This window comes from Micromonospora sp. SD12, assembly GCF_052068495.1.
Lineage (GTDB): Bacteria > Actinomycetota > Actinomycetes > Mycobacteriales > Micromonosporaceae > Micromonospora > Micromonospora echinofusca.
On sequence record NZ_JBQHDF010000003.1, the window covers coordinates 497,401 to 512,395 of the forward strand.

The window sequence follows — 14,995 nt, forward strand, 5'->3', positions numbered from 1 at the left end:
ACATCCTACTTTCGGCCGACAGTTCGGCACCCGGACCGCACGGGGTCTGCCGGCGGCACGACACCCCTTGCCGGGGACGCCGACCCGCGCGTATGGTCTGTTCAGAACTTATTGAACGTTCGAAACGAGGAGTCATGACGGAAGCGTCCGCCCAGCGCCACTACGCCGAGGAGGCCGCCGTCGTGCTGAGCGGGCTCGGCCTGCCACCGGCGTACGGCAAGCTGCTCGGCTGGCTGCTCGTCTGCGACCCGCCGTGGCAGACCAGCGCCCAGCTCGCCGAGGGGCTCGGGCTCTCCAAGGGCTCGGTCAGCACCGGCATGCGGATGCTGGAGACCAGCGGGCTGGCCCGGCGGGTGCCGGTGCCGGGCCACCGCGGGCACGCCTACGAGGTCAGGCCGGACGCGATCATCCGCATCGCCGCCGACGCCGCCAAGTTCCGGGTGTTCCGCCAGCTGATGGAGCAGGGGCTGACCGTCGTCGGCGGCGAGGACGCGCCCGGCAGCGAACGGCTGCGGGTGATGCGGGACTTCTACGCGTTCGTCGAGCGCGAGGTGCCGAAGCTCGTCGAACGCTTCGAGGCCGAGTACGACAAGAGGGGAGGCAACGATGGCTGACCCCGCCATCGAGACCGGCGAACTGGTCAAGACCTACGGGCGCAACCGGGGCCTGACCGGGCTGGACCTGCGGGTCGAGCGCGGCGAGGTGTACGGGTTCCTCGGTCCCAACGGAGCCGGCAAGTCCACCACGATCCGGCTGCTGCTCGACCTGATCCGCCCGACCAGCGGCCGGATCAGCGTCCTCGGCGCGGATCCCCGCCGCGACGGGGTCGCCCTGCGCCGCCGGATCGGCTACCTGGCCGGCGACTTCGTCGTGGACGGCCGGCAGAGCGCCCGGGAGCTGCTCACCTACCTGGGCAATCTGCGCGGCGGGGTGCCCCGGGCCCGGATCGACGAGTTGGCCGCCCGGCTCGACCTGGACCTCGGCCGGCGGATCAGAGGGCTCAGCAAGGGCAACCGGCAGAAGGTCGGCGTGGTGCAGGCGTTCATGCACGACCCGGAGCTGCTGATCCTCGACGAGCCGACCAGCGGGCTCGACCCGTTCCTCCAGCAGGAGTTCCTGTCGTTGGTGCGGGAGGCGCGCGCCGACGGCCGGACGGTGTTCATGTCCTCGCACGTCATGAGCGAGGTGCAGCAGGCCGCCGACCGGGTGGGCATCATCCGCGAGGGCCGGCTGGTCACCGTGGCGCGGGTCGAGGAGCTGCGCGAGCGTGCCGTACGCCGGGTGGAGGTCACCTTCGCCGAGCCGGTCGCCGAGGCGGAGTTCGCCGCCCTGCCGGGCGTGAGCGAGGTGACGGTCGCGGGAACCACCCTGCGCTGCCGCCTCGACGGGCGGGCCGACGCGCTGGTCAAGGCGGCCGCCGGGCACACCGTGATCGGGCTGCTCTCCGAGGAGCCCGATCTCGAGGAGTTGTTCTTCGGCTACTACTCGCGCGAGGAGTCCGTCCGTGCTGCTGCGTGACCCGTTCACCAAGGCCCTCTACGACGCGCGCCGGTCGCTGTTCGGCTGGACCGTGTCGATCGTCGCCGTCGGGGCGATGTACGCCTCGTTCTGGCCGACGATGCAGACGCCGGAGATGACGAAGGCGTTGGAGGCGTACCCGGAGGGGCTGCTGGAGGCGTTCAACTACAGCGACCTCACCAGCGCCGCCGGCTACCTCGGCAGCGCCGTGTACGGCCTGCTGGTGCCGCTGCTGGTCGCCGTGTTCGCCATCGCCGCCGGGGCCCGCGCGGTGGCCGGCGACGAGGAGGCCGGCACGCTCGACCTGGTGCTCGCCCACCCGGTCGGCCGGACCCGGCTGGTCCTGCTCCGCCTCGCCGCGGTGGCTGTCGGCATCGTGGCGGTGGCCGTCCTGCTCGGCCTGGCGATGGTCGCGCTGAGCGGGCCGTCGCAGTTCGACGGCATCGGCGTCGGCGGCTTCGCGGCGATGACCCTGCACCTGGCCCTGTTCGGGCTGGCCTTCGCCGCGCTCGCCTTCGCTGTCGGCGCGGCCACCGGGCGGCGGGCCGTGGCGCTCGGGGTCAGCGCCGCGGTGGCCGTGCTCGGCTACCTGGCGAACTCGGTCCTGCCCCAGGTGCGGGGGCTGGCCTGGGCGCGGGAGCTGTCCCCGTTCCACTGGTACCTGGGCGGCTCGCCGCTGCTCGACGGCGTGCAGCCGGTCGGGGCGCTGCTGCTCGCCGGCGCCACCGTGGCGCTGGCCGCCGTCGGCGCGGTCACCTTCGCCCGACGCGACATCGCGGTCTGACCCGAAGCACGGAACGCGCCGTCGCGGCCCGACCGGGCGGCTCGGAGCGCGCCGTCAGCCGGGCAGGAACGAGAAGCGGACGCTGCGGGTGGGGTTGTCGCCGTTGGGGTCGACCAGGCAGACCGACTGCCAGGTGCCCAGCGCCAGCCGGCCGTCGACCACCGGCAGCGTCGCGTACGGGGGGACGAAGGCCGGCAGCACGTGGTCGCGCCCGTGCCCGGGCGAGCCGTGCCGGTGCCGCCAGCGGTCGTCGGTGGGCAGCAGGTCGTCGAGCGCGGCGAGCAGGTCGTCGTCGGAACCCGAGCCGGTCTCGATGATCGCCAGTCCGGCAGTGGCGTGCGGCACGAAGACGTGCAGCAGGCCGTCGCCCTGCCCGGCGACGAAGCGCTCGGCCTCCGCCGTGATGTCCCGGACGGTGGGCCGGGCCCCGGTCTGGACGGTGATCACCTCACTGCGCATACGACGCATTCTGCCCGAGGCGGTAGCCGGCCGCCCAACTCCCACCGGCCTGGCCGGTTGCGCAAAGTTACCGACGGGTACCTGTGTCGCGCGTCGCGTCTCCGGGCGGTGGGCGTGACGGCGGGTGCCACCAGGGGGCAGGATGGCGCTAGAGACCTATCCCACACAGAACCGAGGGAACGCCTGTGGCTACGGAACGCAAGCGCCCGGTGATCACCGCTGGTCTGCCGAGCCAGCTTCCGGACATCGACCCTGAAGAGACCGGCGAATGGGTCGAGTCGCTCGACGGTGTCATCGACGAGCGCGGGACCAAGCGCGCCCGCTACGTCATGCTGCGCCTGCTGGAGCGGGCCCGCGAGCGCCAGGTCGGGGTGCCGTCGCTGACCACCACCGACTACATCAACACCATCCCGCCGGAGCGCGAACCGTGGTTCCCGGGTGACGAGCACGTGGAACGGCGGATCCGGGCGTACGTGCGGTGGAACGCGGCCATGCTGGTGCACCGGGCGCAGCGCCCCGAGATCGGCGTCGGCGGGCACATCTCCACCTTCGCCAGCTCGGCCTCGCTCTACGAGGTGGGCTTCAACCACTTCTTCCGCGGCAAGGACCACCCGGGCGGCGGCGACCACATCTTCTACCAGGGCCACGCCTCCCCCGGCATGTACGCGCGGGCGTTCCTGGAGGGGCGGCTGACCGAGCACCAGCTCGACGGGTTCCGCCAGGAGCTGTCACACCCGGGCGGCGGCCTGCCGTCGTACCCGCACCCGCGGCTCATGCCGGACTTCTGGGAGTTCCCCACGGTCTCGATGGGCCTGGGCGGGCTGAACGCGATCTACCAGGCGCGGTTCAACCGCTACCTGCACCACCGGGGCATCAAGGACACCTCGGACCAGCACGTGTGGGCGTACCTGGGCGACGGCGAGATGGACGAGCCGGAGACGCTCGGCGCGATCGGCGTGGCCGCCCGCGAGGAGCTGGACAACCTCACCTTCGTGATCAACTGCAACCTCCAGCGCCTCGACGGGCCGGTGCGCGGCAACGGCAAGGTCATGCAGGAGCTGGAGGCGTTCTTCAGGGGCGCCGGCTGGAACGTCATCAAGGTGGTCTGGGGCCGGGAGTGGGACCCGCTGCTCGCCGCGGACACCGACGGCGCGCTGGTCAACCTGATGAACACCACGCCCGACGGTGACTACCAGACCTACAAGGCGGAGTCCGGGGCGTACGTCCGGGAGCACTTCTTCGGCCGCGACCAGCGGACCCGCAAGATGGTCGAGGACCTCAGCGACGACGAGATCTGGAACCTCAAGCGGGGCGGGCACGACTACCGCAAGCTCTACGCGGCCTACAAGGCGGCGATGGAGCACACCGGTCAGCCGACCGTCATCCTGGCCAAGACGATCAAGGGCTGGACGCTGGGCTCGCACTTCGAGGGCCGCAACGCCACGCACCAGATGAAGAAGCTGACGCTGGAGGACCTGAAGACCTTCCGCGACCGCCTCTACCTGGACATTCCGGACAAGGCGCTGGAGGACAACCCCTACCTGCCGCCGTACTACACGCCGGGCGAGAAGTCCGACGAGATCGCCTACCTCAAGGAGCGGCGCCAGCAGCTCGGCGGCTACCTGCCGTCGCGGCGCTCCGGGCAGAAGCGGCTGGCCATCCCCGGCCCGGAGCGCTTCGCCGACGTCAAGCGCGGCTCGGGCAAGCAGAAGGTGGCCACCACGATGGCCTTCGTCCGTCTGCTCAAGGACGTGATGAAGGACAAGGAGTTCGGCAAGCGCTGGGTGCCGATCATCCCGGACGAGGCCCGCACCTTCGGCATGGACTCGCTCTTCCCGACGCAGAAGATCTACTCGCCGCACGGCCAGCGCTACACCTCGGTCGACCGGGAGCTGTTCCTGTCGTACAAGGAGTCCACCGGCGGGCAGATCCTGCACGAGGGGATCAACGAGGCCGGCTCGGTCGCCTCGTTCACGGCGGCGGGCTCGGCGTACGCCACCCACGACGAGCCGATGATCCCGATGTACATCTTCTACTCGATGTTCGGGTTCCAGCGCACCGCCGACGGGCTGTGGGCCGCCGCCGACCAGATGGCGCGGGGCTTCCTGCTCGGCGCCACCGCCGGCCGGACCACGCTCAACGGCGAAGGGCTCCAGCACGAGGACGGCCACTCGCTGCTGATCGCCGCCACCAACCCGGCGGTGGTCGCGTACGACCCGGCGTTCGCGTTCGAGATCGCGCACATCGTGGAGAACGGCCTGCACCGCATGTACGGCGAGGCGCAGGAGAACGTCTTCTACTACCTGACGATCTACAACGAGCCGATCCTCCAGCCGGCGGAGCCGGAGGGGGTGGACGTCGAGGGCCTGCTCAAGGGCATCTACCGCTACTCCCCCGCCCCGTCGGTGGGCGACGACGCGCCGAAGGCCAACGTGCTCGCCTCGGGCACCGGCATGCAGTGGGCGCTGAAGGCGCAGCAGCTGCTGGCCCAGGACTGGGGCGTGGCCGCCGACGTCTGGTCGGTGACCTCCTGGACGGAGCTGCGCCGCGACGCGGTGCAGTGCGAGGAGCACAACCTGCTCAACCCGGGCGGTGACCAGCGGGTGCCGTACATCCAGCAGAAGCTGGCCGACGCCGAGGGCCCGAAGGTCGCGGTCAGCGACTGGATGCGCGCGGTGCCGGACCTGATCGCCCGCTGGGTGCCCGGCGACTACACCTCGCTCGGCACGGACGGCTTCGGCATGTCGGACACCCGGCACGCCCTGCGCCGGCACTTCCACGTCGACGCCGAGTCGGTGGTGGTGGCGACGCTGCGGCAGCTCGCCCTGCGCGGCACGGTGCCGGCGAACGTGCCGGCCGAGGCGGCCAAGAAGTACGCCATCGAGGACGTGAACGCGGCCCCGGTCGGCGAGACCGGCGGCGACAGCTAGGACGTACGCGACGAAGGGCCCGGCGCACCCGCGCCGGGCCCTTCGTCGTCGCCGGTCGGGCCGGTGAGGCGCCCCGGGCAGTGGCGGCGCGTGAAGCGGAACGGCGGTGGTCCCGGGGGTCCCTGGCGGGGACCCCCGGGCCACCGCCGTCGCGGGTGACGCCAGGACGTGCCCGGCTCAGCCGACGGCGGCCAGATCGGTCAGCCGGGCGAGCGAGTCCTCCAGGTCGGCGCCGACCCTGCGCAGGCCGAGGCGGAGCAGGGCGGCCTTGACCGGACCGGCCGGCCAGCGTACGACGATGAGTCGCACGATCGTCCCGCCCTCCTCCTCGTCCGCGGTGAGCTGGACGTAGATCTCGGTGCGCGCCTCCGCCCGGGCACCGGCGCCCTTGGCGCGTTCGCGCCAGCCGATCAGGGTCGGCTCCTGGTAGGCGATCACCTCGGCCTCATGCGCCGCGCCACGTCCGGCCTGGACGAGTTGTCGGCGCCCGAAGCCCTCTCCCGAGAGCACCTCGGCCGCGCGGACCCCCGCCAGCCAGGCCGGCAACTGCTCGGCCCGCTGCACGACGTCCCAGACCGCTTCCATCGGCGCCATCACGTGCGCACTGCGTTCCACGAGGATCATTTCCGTCTTCCTCCAGTGAGGACATCCCACGATATCGGCACTCTATGCGCAAATTCGGACGTACCTGGACGGGTTCGGAAAAGACACGCCGAAATCCATTGCGCTGCGGCGCGGGAAGGCCTATGGCGCATCGATCGACGGCGCTCTAGAGTCGCGAGCACGATTCACGTACGCCGGGAGGGCGCATGTCGACCGCAGCGATGCCCGAGTTCCCCGCCGGATTCCGCTGGGGAGTGTCCACCTCCGCCTACCAGATCGAGGGCGGCGTCGACGAGGACGGGCGGGGAGCGTCCATCTGGGACACGTTCGCCCACTCCCCCGGGCGGATCGCCGACGGCAGCACCGGCGACGTGGCCTGCGACCACTACCACCGGCACGCCGAGGACGTCGCGCTGCTGGCCGGGCTGGGCGTCTCGGCGTACCGCTTCTCGATCGCCTGGCCCCGGGTGCGGCCCACCGGCGACGGCCCGGTCGACCCGCGCGGGCTGGACTTCTACGACCGGCTCGTCGACGACCTGCTCGCCCACGGCGTCGATCCCGTCGCCACGCTCTTCCACTGGGACCTGCCACAGGCCCTCGAGGACGCGGGCGGCTGGCTGAACCGCGACACCGCCCACCGCTTCGCCGAGTACGCCGACGCGACCGCCGCCCGCCTCGGCGACCGGGTGAAGCTCTGGATCACCCTCAACGAGCCGTTCATCCACATGAGCCTCGGCCACGGCACGGGCGAGCACGCCCCCGGCCGGACGCTGCTCTTCGACGCCTTCCCGGTGGCCCACCACCAGCTGCTCGCCCACGGCCTCGCCGTCTCCGCGCTGCGGGCGCGCACCGCGAGCCCGGTCGCCATCGCGAACAACTACTCGCCCGTGCGCATCGCCGGGGACACCGACGCCGACCGGGCGGCCGCGGCGGCGTACGAGGCGCTGCACAACCGCCTCTTCACCGACCCGCTGTTCGGCCGGGGCTACCCCGCCGAGCTGGGCTTCGACACCGCCGTGGTGCGCGCCGGCGACCTCGACGTGATCGCCGCGCCGATCGACGTGCTGGGCGTCAACTACTACAACCCGACCGGCGTACGCGCCCCGCAGGAGGGCTCGCCCCTGCCGTTCGAGTTCGTGCCGCTCGACGGGTACCCGCGCACCGCCTTCGACTGGCCGGTCGCCCCCGACGGGCTGCACGAGCTGCTCGGCTGGCTGCACCGCACGTACGCCGACGACCTGCCGCCGATCCAGATCACCGAGAGCGGCTGCGCGTACGACGACGCGCCCGACGCCGACGGCCGGGTGCACGACCCGCAGCGCATCGCGTACCTCGACGGGCACCTGCGCGCCGTACGGGCGGCGATGGCCGAGGGCGTCGACGTCACCGGCTACTTCGTCTGGTCGCTGCTGGACAACTGGGAGTGGGCGGAGGGCTTCACCAAGCGCTTCGGCCTGGTGCACGTCGACTTCGACACCCAGCTCCGTACGCCCAAGTCCTCGTACGCCTGGCTGCGCGACCTGATCGCCCGGCCGTGACCACCGTCGACCCGACGCCGGCGTCGCTGCCGGCGGCGCTCGCCGAGCCGACCACGCCGGTCCGGCGGGGCTGGATCGCGCTGATCTTCGCCGCGAACCTCGGGGTCTGGATGGCGTTCTTCACGCCCATCCAGGTGCTTCTGCCGCAGCAGTTGGAGCGGATCGCGCCGGCCGACAAGGAGACCGCGCTCGCCGTGGTCACCGGCCTCGGCGCGCTCGCCGCGGTGCTCGCCAACCCCCTCGCCGGGGCGCTGTCGGACCGCACCTGCCTGCGACTGGCCGGGCGGGAGTTCGGCCGCCGGCACGTGTGGACCGCCGGCGGGGCGCTGCTCGGCGCGGCGGCCCTGGTGCTGTTGTCGCAGCAGCGCACCGTCGCCGGGGTCGCCCTCGGCTGGGTCGCCGCGCAGGTCTGCTTCAACGCCATGCTGGCCAGCCTGACCGCCGCCGTGCCGGACCGGGTGCCGGTCGCCCAGCGGGGCGGCGTCTCCGGCTGGGTCGGCATCCCCCAGGCGCTGGGCCTGGTGCTCGGCGTGGTGCTGGTGACCGCCGTGGTGAGCGGCACCGCCGCCGGCTACGCCACGATGGCGGTCGCCGTGCTGCTGCTGGCGCTGCCGTTCGCGCTGCTCACCGCCGACGACCCGCTGCCCCGGGCGCACCGCCCGGCGCTGCGCTGGCGCGCCCTGCTCGCCTCGATGTGGGTCTCGCCGCGCCGGCACCCCGACTTCGGCTGGGCCTGGATCACCCGCTTCCTGGTCCAGCTCGGCAACGCCCTCGGCACCCTCTACCTGCTCTACTTCCTCACCGACGAGGTGCGCCACCCCGACCCCGAGGGCGGCCTGCTGGTGCTGATCCTGCTCTACACGGCCGGCCTCGCGGCCACGGCCGTGGTGGCCGGCCGGCTGTCGGACCGCTCCGGCCGGCGCAAGGTCTTCGTCATCACCGCCGGCGGGATCATGGCGGTCGCCGCACTGCTGCTGGCCGTCGCGCCGGTCTGGCCCGTGGCCGTGGCCGCCGCGCTGCTGCTCGGCGCCGGCTACGGCGTCTACCTGTCGGTGGACGCCGCGCTCATCACCCAGGTGCTGCCCGCCGCCACCGACCGGGCCAAGGACCTGGGTGTCATCAACATCGCCAACTCCGCCCCGCAGGTGCTCGGTCCCGCGATCTCCGCCCCGCTCGTGGTGCACCTCGGCGGCTATCCCGCGCTCTACGCGGCCACCGCGGCGGTCACCGTCCTGGGCAGCGTGCTGGTGCTGAAGATCCGCTCGGTGCCCTGAGGCGTACCCCTTGGCCTAATCGGGTCGCGCGCCGCCGTAGGCTGGGGGACGTGACGGTACGTGTGCGCTTCGCCCCCTCCCCGACCGGGATGTTCCACGTCGGCGGTGCCCGCTCGGCGCTGCAGAACTGGATCTACGCCAAGCAGCAGGGCGGGGTGTTCGTGCTCCGCATCGAGGACACCGACGCGGCCCGCAACAAGCCGGAGTGGACCGAGGGCATCCTCTCCGCGCTGGACTGGATCGGCATCGAGCGCGGCAGCTACGAGGGCCCGTACTTCCAGTCCGAGTACGCCGGCGAGCACCGGGCCGCCGCCGCGCGGCTGCACGCGTCCGGCCGCGCCTACTACTGCGACTGCACCCGCGAGGCCGTGCAGGCCCGCACCGGCTCGCAGTACCAGGGCTACGACGGCTTCTGCCGGGACCGGGGCCTGCCGGCCGGCGAGGGGCGCGCCCTGCGCTTCCGTACGCCCGACGAGGGCGAGACCGCGGTGGTCGACCTGATCCGCGGCGAGCCGACCTTCGAGAACAAGCTGATCGAGGACTTCGTCATCGCCCGGGGCGACGGCTCGCCGGTCTTCCTGCTCGCCAACGTGGTCGACGACATGACCATGGGGATCACCCACGTGATCCGGGCCGAGGAGCACCTGCCCAACACCCCGAAGCAGCAGCTGCTGTGGGACGCCCTCGGGGTCAAGCCGCCGATCTGGGCGCACGTGCCGGTGGTGGTCAACGAGAAGCGGCAGAAGCTCTCCAAGCGCCGCGACAAGGTGGCCCTGGAGGCGTTCCGGGACGAGGGCTACCTCGCCTCGGCCATGCGCAACTACCTGATGCTGCTCGGCTGGGCGCCGTCGGGCGACCGGGAGATCGTCGAGTGGTCGGTGATCGAGCAGGAGTACCGGCTGGAGGAGGTCAACCCCTCGCCGGCCTTCTTCGACGAGAAGAAGCTCCGGGCGTTCAACGGCGAGTACATCCGGGCGCTCGGAGTCGAGGAGTTCGTCGAGGCCTGCCGGCCGTGGCTGACGGGCACCGGCACCATCGCCCCGCCGCCGTGGCAGCCGGAGGAGTTCGACGCGGACGCCTTCGCGGCCGTGGCCCCGCTGGCGCAGACCCGGATCGCGCTGCTCAGCGAGATCGTGCCGAACGTCGACTTCCTCTTCCTCGCCGCGCCGCTGATCGACGAGGCCGCCTGGGCCAAGGCGATGAAGGAGGGCGCGGCGGAGCTGCTGGACGCCGCCACGGCGGCGTTCGAGGCGCTGGAGTCGTGGGACGCGGAGACGCTCAAGTCGACGCTGGAGGCCGTCGGCGCCGAGCGCGGGCTCAAGCTCGGCAAGGCCCAGGCCCCGGTACGCGTCGCGGTCACCGGCCGCACCGTCGGGCTGCCGCTGTTCGAGTCGCTGGAGGTGCTCGGCCGCGAGCGCACCCTGAGCCGGCTGCGCGCCGCCCGGGTCCGCCTGGTCTGAGCCCCGGTCGCCTTCCCGACCGCCACGAGCGCTCCGTCGGGAAGGCGTCCGCGCCGGCAGGTGGCCCGCACGCCGGCGCGCCGCGCACGGCGTACCTCCCTCAGCGCCCGGACCGGTCGGTCCGGGCGCTGAGGCGTCGGGGGCTCGTGCCGCTCAGCGGCCGGCCGAGCGGCGGCGCAGCAGCAGGCCGGCGGCGAGGGCGGCGAGCAGGAGCACGCCGCCGAGCGCCCACAGCCAGCCGCGCCCGCCCGAGTCGTCGCTCTCCTTCGCCGCCGGCACCGCCGCCGTCGGCGAGCCCGTGCCCGCCGACTCGGGCGCGGCCGAGGTCGGCCCGGTCCCGGGCGACGGCGGTACGGCCGACGCCGGAGCGGTCGGCGACTCGGCGGGGGTGCCCGTGGTCAGGGTGAACCGCACCTCGCCGGTGACCGGGTGCCCGTCGCTGGAGGCCACCCGGTAGTCGACGACGTAGAGCCCCGCCCGGCCCGGCTTGAACGGCATGCTCACCCGGGACCCGGAGAAGGTCGGGGCACCGCCCAGCGCGGCCACGTTGTCCGGACCGGTGACTGTGATCTTCGTCGTATTCGGGTCCACCTTGGCCAGGAACCGCAGCTCGATGCGGGCCGGCGCCTCGGCCACCCGGGCACCGTCGCGCGGATCGCTGCCGGTCAGCGAGTTGTGGGCGGCCGCCGGCGCGGCCGGCAGCAACAACGACACACCGAGCGCCACGCCGACCACCACTGGCCAGGTGAGCGCCACTCGTGGGAATCTGCCCCCCATGAACCCCTCCGTAAAGGTACGATCCGCCCGCTGATCCACGGCCGCCGTTCATTGGTCGGGCCGGGATCACAGATAGTTCCAATTACTGTTCCACGAGCTGCAACCGATCGACGTTCTGCGCAGTCTTGAGGGTGGCGCCCTGCACGGGTTCGGTCACCCCCGTCAGCCAACCAACGCGTGACCTGCAGCAAGCCATCCATCGAACGGGGCGAGGAGGCGGCGATGGTCCGAACGATGCGGCGGCTGGTCGCGGTGTTGACGGGCGGGCTCGCGGCGGCGGTCCTGTCGCTCGGCCCGGCCGAGACGGCGACGGCGGCACCGAAGCCCCCGCCGGCCGGGGTGCAGATCACCGGCGAGGGGCTGGCGGAGCCGCTGCGGCTGCGCGCCGAGGCCCAGCCCGCGCACGTGGTGGCGATCATCGACCAGGTCAACTTCCTCGGCCGTACGGGGCAGGCCAAGGGCCCGAAGGCCGCCGACCTCGGTCCGAAGTACACCGTCGTGGTCTACGCCGGTGACGTCCCGAAGCAGACGTACGACCTCTACCCGAAGGCGGTCGGCGGGCCGCGCGTCTTCCGCCCGGCCAAGCAGCCGGACGCCCGCAAGACCGCCGCGGGCTGGTTCCTCGGCCGGCTCAGCATGTCGGAGACGCTCCGCACGGCCGGGGTCCCGCTGGAGCGGCAGTTCGACACCGTCAGTGGCGGCGTCGGCGGTGGCGAACGGGTCATCCCGGAGGACGCCCTCAACCCGGCGAAGGACATTGACGAGGCGCTCGGCGAGTTGCAGCGACTGCTGCTGCTCAACGTCGCGGTGGTGCTGGTCATCACCTCGGGGCTCGCCGGTATCGCGCTGCTGGTCCGCCGCCGCACCCGCTGACCCGCCCCGGCCGGGGGCACACGCCCGAACGACGGCCGGGTGCGCGGGGCCGGGTCAGACCTCCAGGACCACCTTGCCGCGGATGTGCCCCGCCTCCACCAGGCGCTGTGCGTCCGCCGCCTGCGCCAGCGGGAACGTCCGTTGCACGTGGACGGTCAGCCGGCCGGCGTCGACCAGCCCGGCGAGCACGCCCAGATCCACGGTCGACGGCTTGACGAACAGGTAGCTGCCGCCCAGCCGGGTGACGTGCTCCGGGTCGGCCGTGGAGATCAGCCGAGCGGGGCGGGTGATCAACTCGGCGGAGGCGTCGAGCGCGTCGCCGCCGAACAGGTCGAGCACCACGTCGACCCCGTCGGGCGCGACCGCGCGGACCCGGTCGACCAGCCCGGCGCCGTACGTGACCGGCTCGGCGCCCAGCGACCGGACGAAGTCGTGGTTGCCCGCGCCGGCGGTGCCGATCACGCGATCGGCGCCGAGCGCCCGGGCGATCTGCACCGCCAGGTGGCCCACCCCGCCGGACGCCCCGTGCACCAGCACCGTGTCGCCGGCGCCGGTGCGGGCCGACTGGAGCGCCTGGTACGCCGTCAGACCCGCCAGGGGCAGGCCGGCCGCCTCGGCCCAGGACGCCTGGACCGGCTTGCCCGCCAGCGTCCGCTCGGGCGCCGGCACCAGCTCGGCGTACGTGCCGTACTGGACGTGGTCGCGGCGGACGTACCCGACGACCTCGTCGCCCACGGCGAACCCGGTGACCGCCGGGCCGACCGCCTCGACCACCCCGGCCGCGTCCCAGCCCGGGACGAGCGGAAAGTGCCCGGGGATCGCGCCGGACAGGTGCCCCTCGCGCACCTTCCAGTCGACCGGGTTCACCCCGGCCGCCCGCACCCGCACGAGCACCGTGTCCGGGCCGACCGGCGGGTCGGACAGGTCCCGGACGGTCAGCAGGTCGGCCGGGCCGTACGCGTCGATCGCGATCGCCTTCACACCGACCACGCTAGCGGCCGGACGGCGTCGCCGTGGTCAGCACCAGCGGCGCGGCGGGCGCTCGCGGCGGGTCGCGCGCTGCTGGGGGCGGACCGGGCCGTGCCGGTGCGCGCCCGCCCAGCCGGGCAGGTCGCTGCGGCAGCCCCGCGCCACCGCCGACTCGACCTCGCCGGCCGGAGCCGGCTCCGCGACGCGCTGCCGGGGCACGGTGACCTCGTCATCGGGGCGCTCCGGGGCGCGGGCCGGGTGCTCCGGCGCGTGCGCCGGGAACCCGCCGGGCAGCCGGCGGTGCTTGGCCGCCGCCGGCTGCTCGTGGTGGCCCGGCCGGCAGGGCTCGCCCTGGGCGCAGCCGTGCTCGGCCTCCCCGTGCGCCATCGGAGTCTCCTCACGTTCGCCCCGCCCGCCGGGATAGCTCCGACGGGCCCTGCCACCGTACTGGCCGCCACCGACCCTCCCATCAGCCACCCGACTCCCCCACCCCACCCATCCCCCTCCCCTCGCGATCATGGAGTTGTGGTGGGAATTTCGTACACCTGTGCAGCTTTCGTCCCCCCACCACACCTGCACGATCGGCGGAAACCCGGGGTGTAGGGGGTGTGGTGGGATCTGGGGGTGGGGGTATGGGGTGGGGGGCGTGGGCGGGACGTTCTGCTCGCTTGTGCGGGTCTGGCCGGCGGGTTGGTCATGTACGGCCTGGGCACGCAGCCGCAGCTGTCCTGGCGCCCCGATGTGCCGGAAACGCTGTTCCTGCTGCCGCTGGCCGTGGTCTGCGTGGCGGTGGGCCTGCGCCGGGTCGCCAGCCGGGCCAGCCTGGCGCTCGGCACGGTGGCGGTGCTGGCCGACCTCGCTCTGGGCGGCTCGCTGGCGACCGTCCTGGTCTACACCCAGGTGCTCTACGACGCGTGCGTGTTCGGCTCGGCCCGCACGTGGCGTCGGCTGCTCCAGGCGACGGTCGGGCTGAGCGTCCTCGGCACGGCGGTGGGGGTGCTGCTGAAGGGCGACTGGCGGGGCGTGGGCTTCGGGGCGCCCGTGGTCCTGGCCGGGGTGCTGCCGGTGCTCACCGGGATCAGCGTGCGGCAGTACCGGGACCAGGCGGCCGCCGAGCGGGCGCGGGCGGAGCAGACGGCCCGCCTGGTGGAGCTGGACCGCCGCCAGGCGGTCGGCGCGGAGCGGGCCCGGATGGCCCGCGAGCTGCACGACGTGATCGCCAACCACCTGAGCGCGGTGGCCATCCACGCCACGGCCGTGCTCTCCGCGCCCGGGCTCGACCGGTCGCAGGTCGAGTCGGCGCTGCGGGTGATCCGGGAGAGCAGCGTGCAGGGGCTGGGCGAGATGCGGCAGATGATCGGCCTGCTGCGGGAACCGGCGGAGGGCGGAACGGCTGTCGACGCCACGGAGGAGGCGACCCGGGCGCGGCTCAGCGAGCTGGACGTGCTGGTCGAGCGGGTCCGCGCGGCCGGGCTGACCGTACGCGCGACCCGGCGCGGCGAGCCGCGCGCGCTGCCGGTCGGGGTGGACCTCGCCGCGTACCGGATCGTGCAGGAGTCGCTGACCAACGCGCTCAAGCACGGCGCCGGCGAGGCCGACCTGCTCGTCGCGTACGAGCCGGCGGGGCTGGTGGTGGACGTGGGCAACCCGGTCGGCGCCGGCCGTGGCACGCTGAACGGCGCGGGCGCCGGCCTGATCGGGATGCGGGAGCGGGCCGTGCTGCTGAACGGGCGGTTCGCCGCCGGCCCGGCGGACGGCCGCTGGCGGGTACGGGTGGAGCTGCCGACGGAGGTGGCGCCGTGAGGGGCGG

14 protein-coding genes are annotated in these 14,995 nt (G+C 73.4%); 9 read left to right on the forward strand and 5 right to left on the reverse strand.

Annotation, left to right across the window (positions count from 1 at the left end; all coding sequences use genetic code 11):
* Positions 1–134: 134 nt before the first annotated feature.
* Genes ACTMS2_RS09270 through ACTMS2_RS09280 form a run of 3 tightly spaced genes read left to right on the forward strand, consistent with a single transcriptional unit; the run spans position 135 to position 2,302 of the window.
* A complete protein-coding gene (locus ACTMS2_RS09270; RefSeq protein WP_441175031.1) occupies positions 135–614 on the forward strand; it encodes a GbsR/MarR family transcriptional regulator in 480 nt (159 codons plus the stop codon).
* On the forward strand, positions 607–1,518 hold the full coding sequence (locus tag ACTMS2_RS09275; protein ID WP_441175032.1) for an ABC transporter ATP-binding protein: 912 nt from the start codon (positions 607–609) through the stop codon (positions 1,516–1,518). Before ACTMS2_RS09270 ends, ACTMS2_RS09275 begins: the two co-directional genes overlap by 8 nt.
* Positions 1,505–2,302 carry an ABC transporter permease subunit gene (locus ACTMS2_RS09280; RefSeq protein ID WP_250100945.1) on the forward strand — a complete coding sequence of 266 codons (798 nt, stop codon included), beginning with the start codon at positions 1,505–1,507 and terminating at the stop codon, positions 2,300–2,302. Before ACTMS2_RS09275 ends, ACTMS2_RS09280 begins: the two co-directional genes overlap by 14 nt.
* A gap of 54 nt (positions 2,303–2,356) precedes the next feature.
* Here ACTMS2_RS09280 and ACTMS2_RS09285 read toward each other — a convergent pair whose 3' ends face one another.
* On the reverse strand, positions 2,357–2,761 hold the full coding sequence (locus ACTMS2_RS09285) for a YjbQ family protein (RefSeq protein ID WP_363900337.1): 405 nt from the start codon (positions 2,759–2,761) through the stop codon (positions 2,357–2,359).
* A gap of 185 nt (positions 2,762–2,946) precedes the next feature.
* Here ACTMS2_RS09285 and aceE point away from each other — a divergent pair, with 185 nt between their 5' ends.
* Complete coding sequence (aceE, locus tag ACTMS2_RS09290; protein ID WP_441175033.1) at positions 2,947–5,691, forward strand: pyruvate dehydrogenase (acetyl-transferring), homodimeric type; 2,745 nt, start codon at positions 2,947–2,949, stop codon at positions 5,689–5,691.
* 177 nt (positions 5,692–5,868) lie between these two features.
* On the opposite strand, the gene ACTMS2_RS09295 is transcribed toward aceE, so the two are convergent.
* Complete coding sequence (locus tag ACTMS2_RS09295) at positions 5,869–6,315, reverse strand: SRPBCC family protein (RefSeq protein ID WP_088999023.1); 447 nt, start codon at positions 6,313–6,315, stop codon at positions 5,869–5,871.
* 185 nt (positions 6,316–6,500) lie between these two features.
* On the opposite strand from ACTMS2_RS09295, the gene ACTMS2_RS09300 reads away from it, so the two are divergent.
* From ACTMS2_RS09300 to gltX, 3 genes are read left to right on the forward strand one after another with little or no spacing between them, the layout of a single operon-like run.
* Complete coding sequence (locus tag ACTMS2_RS09300; RefSeq protein ID WP_441175034.1) at positions 6,501–7,832, forward strand: GH1 family beta-glucosidase; 1,332 nt, start codon at positions 6,501–6,503, stop codon at positions 7,830–7,832.
* The gene (locus ACTMS2_RS09305; protein WP_441175035.1) at positions 7,829–9,106 is read left to right on the forward strand and encodes an MFS transporter; all 1,278 of its coding nucleotides are present in this window, start codon (positions 7,829–7,831) and stop codon (positions 9,104–9,106) included. The genes ACTMS2_RS09300 and ACTMS2_RS09305 overlap by 4 nt, the downstream gene beginning before the upstream one ends.
* Before the next feature lie 50 nt (positions 9,107–9,156).
* Positions 9,157–10,566, forward strand: a complete 1,410-nt coding sequence (gene gltX, locus ACTMS2_RS09310) for a glutamate--tRNA ligase (RefSeq protein WP_441175036.1) — start codon at positions 9,157–9,159, stop codon at positions 10,564–10,566.
* Between the two features lie 153 nt (positions 10,567–10,719).
* On the opposite strand, the gene ACTMS2_RS09315 is transcribed toward gltX, so the two are convergent.
* A complete protein-coding gene (locus ACTMS2_RS09315) occupies positions 10,720–11,322 on the reverse strand; it encodes a copper resistance protein CopC (protein WP_441175037.1) in 603 nt (200 codons plus the stop codon).
* A 243-nt stretch (positions 11,323–11,565) separates the two neighbouring features.
* Here ACTMS2_RS09315 and ACTMS2_RS09320 point away from each other — a divergent pair, with 243 nt between their 5' ends.
* Complete coding sequence (locus ACTMS2_RS09320) at positions 11,566–12,216, forward strand: hypothetical protein (RefSeq protein WP_441175038.1); 651 nt, start codon at positions 11,566–11,568, stop codon at positions 12,214–12,216.
* 54 nt (positions 12,217–12,270) lie between these two features.
* Here the strand turns inward: ACTMS2_RS09320 and ACTMS2_RS09325 are convergent, their stop codons facing one another.
* Both ACTMS2_RS09325 and ACTMS2_RS09330 read right to left on the reverse strand, forming a co-directional pair.
* Positions 12,271–13,197 carry an NADP-dependent oxidoreductase gene (locus ACTMS2_RS09325; RefSeq protein WP_441175039.1) on the reverse strand — a complete coding sequence of 309 codons (927 nt, stop codon included), beginning with the start codon at positions 13,195–13,197 and terminating at the stop codon, positions 12,271–12,273.
* Between the two features lie 36 nt (positions 13,198–13,233).
* Entirely contained in the window at positions 13,234–13,572 is a 339-nt protein-coding gene (locus ACTMS2_RS09330) for a hypothetical protein (protein WP_441175040.1), read from the reverse strand.
* Positions 13,573–13,881: 309 nt separating this feature from the next.
* On the opposite strand from ACTMS2_RS09330, the gene ACTMS2_RS09335 reads away from it, so the two are divergent.
* Complete coding sequence (locus tag ACTMS2_RS09335; protein ID WP_441175041.1) at positions 13,882–14,988, forward strand: sensor histidine kinase; 1,107 nt, start codon at positions 13,882–13,884, stop codon at positions 14,986–14,988.
* The last annotated feature ends 7 nt before the right edge of the window (positions 14,989–14,995 follow it).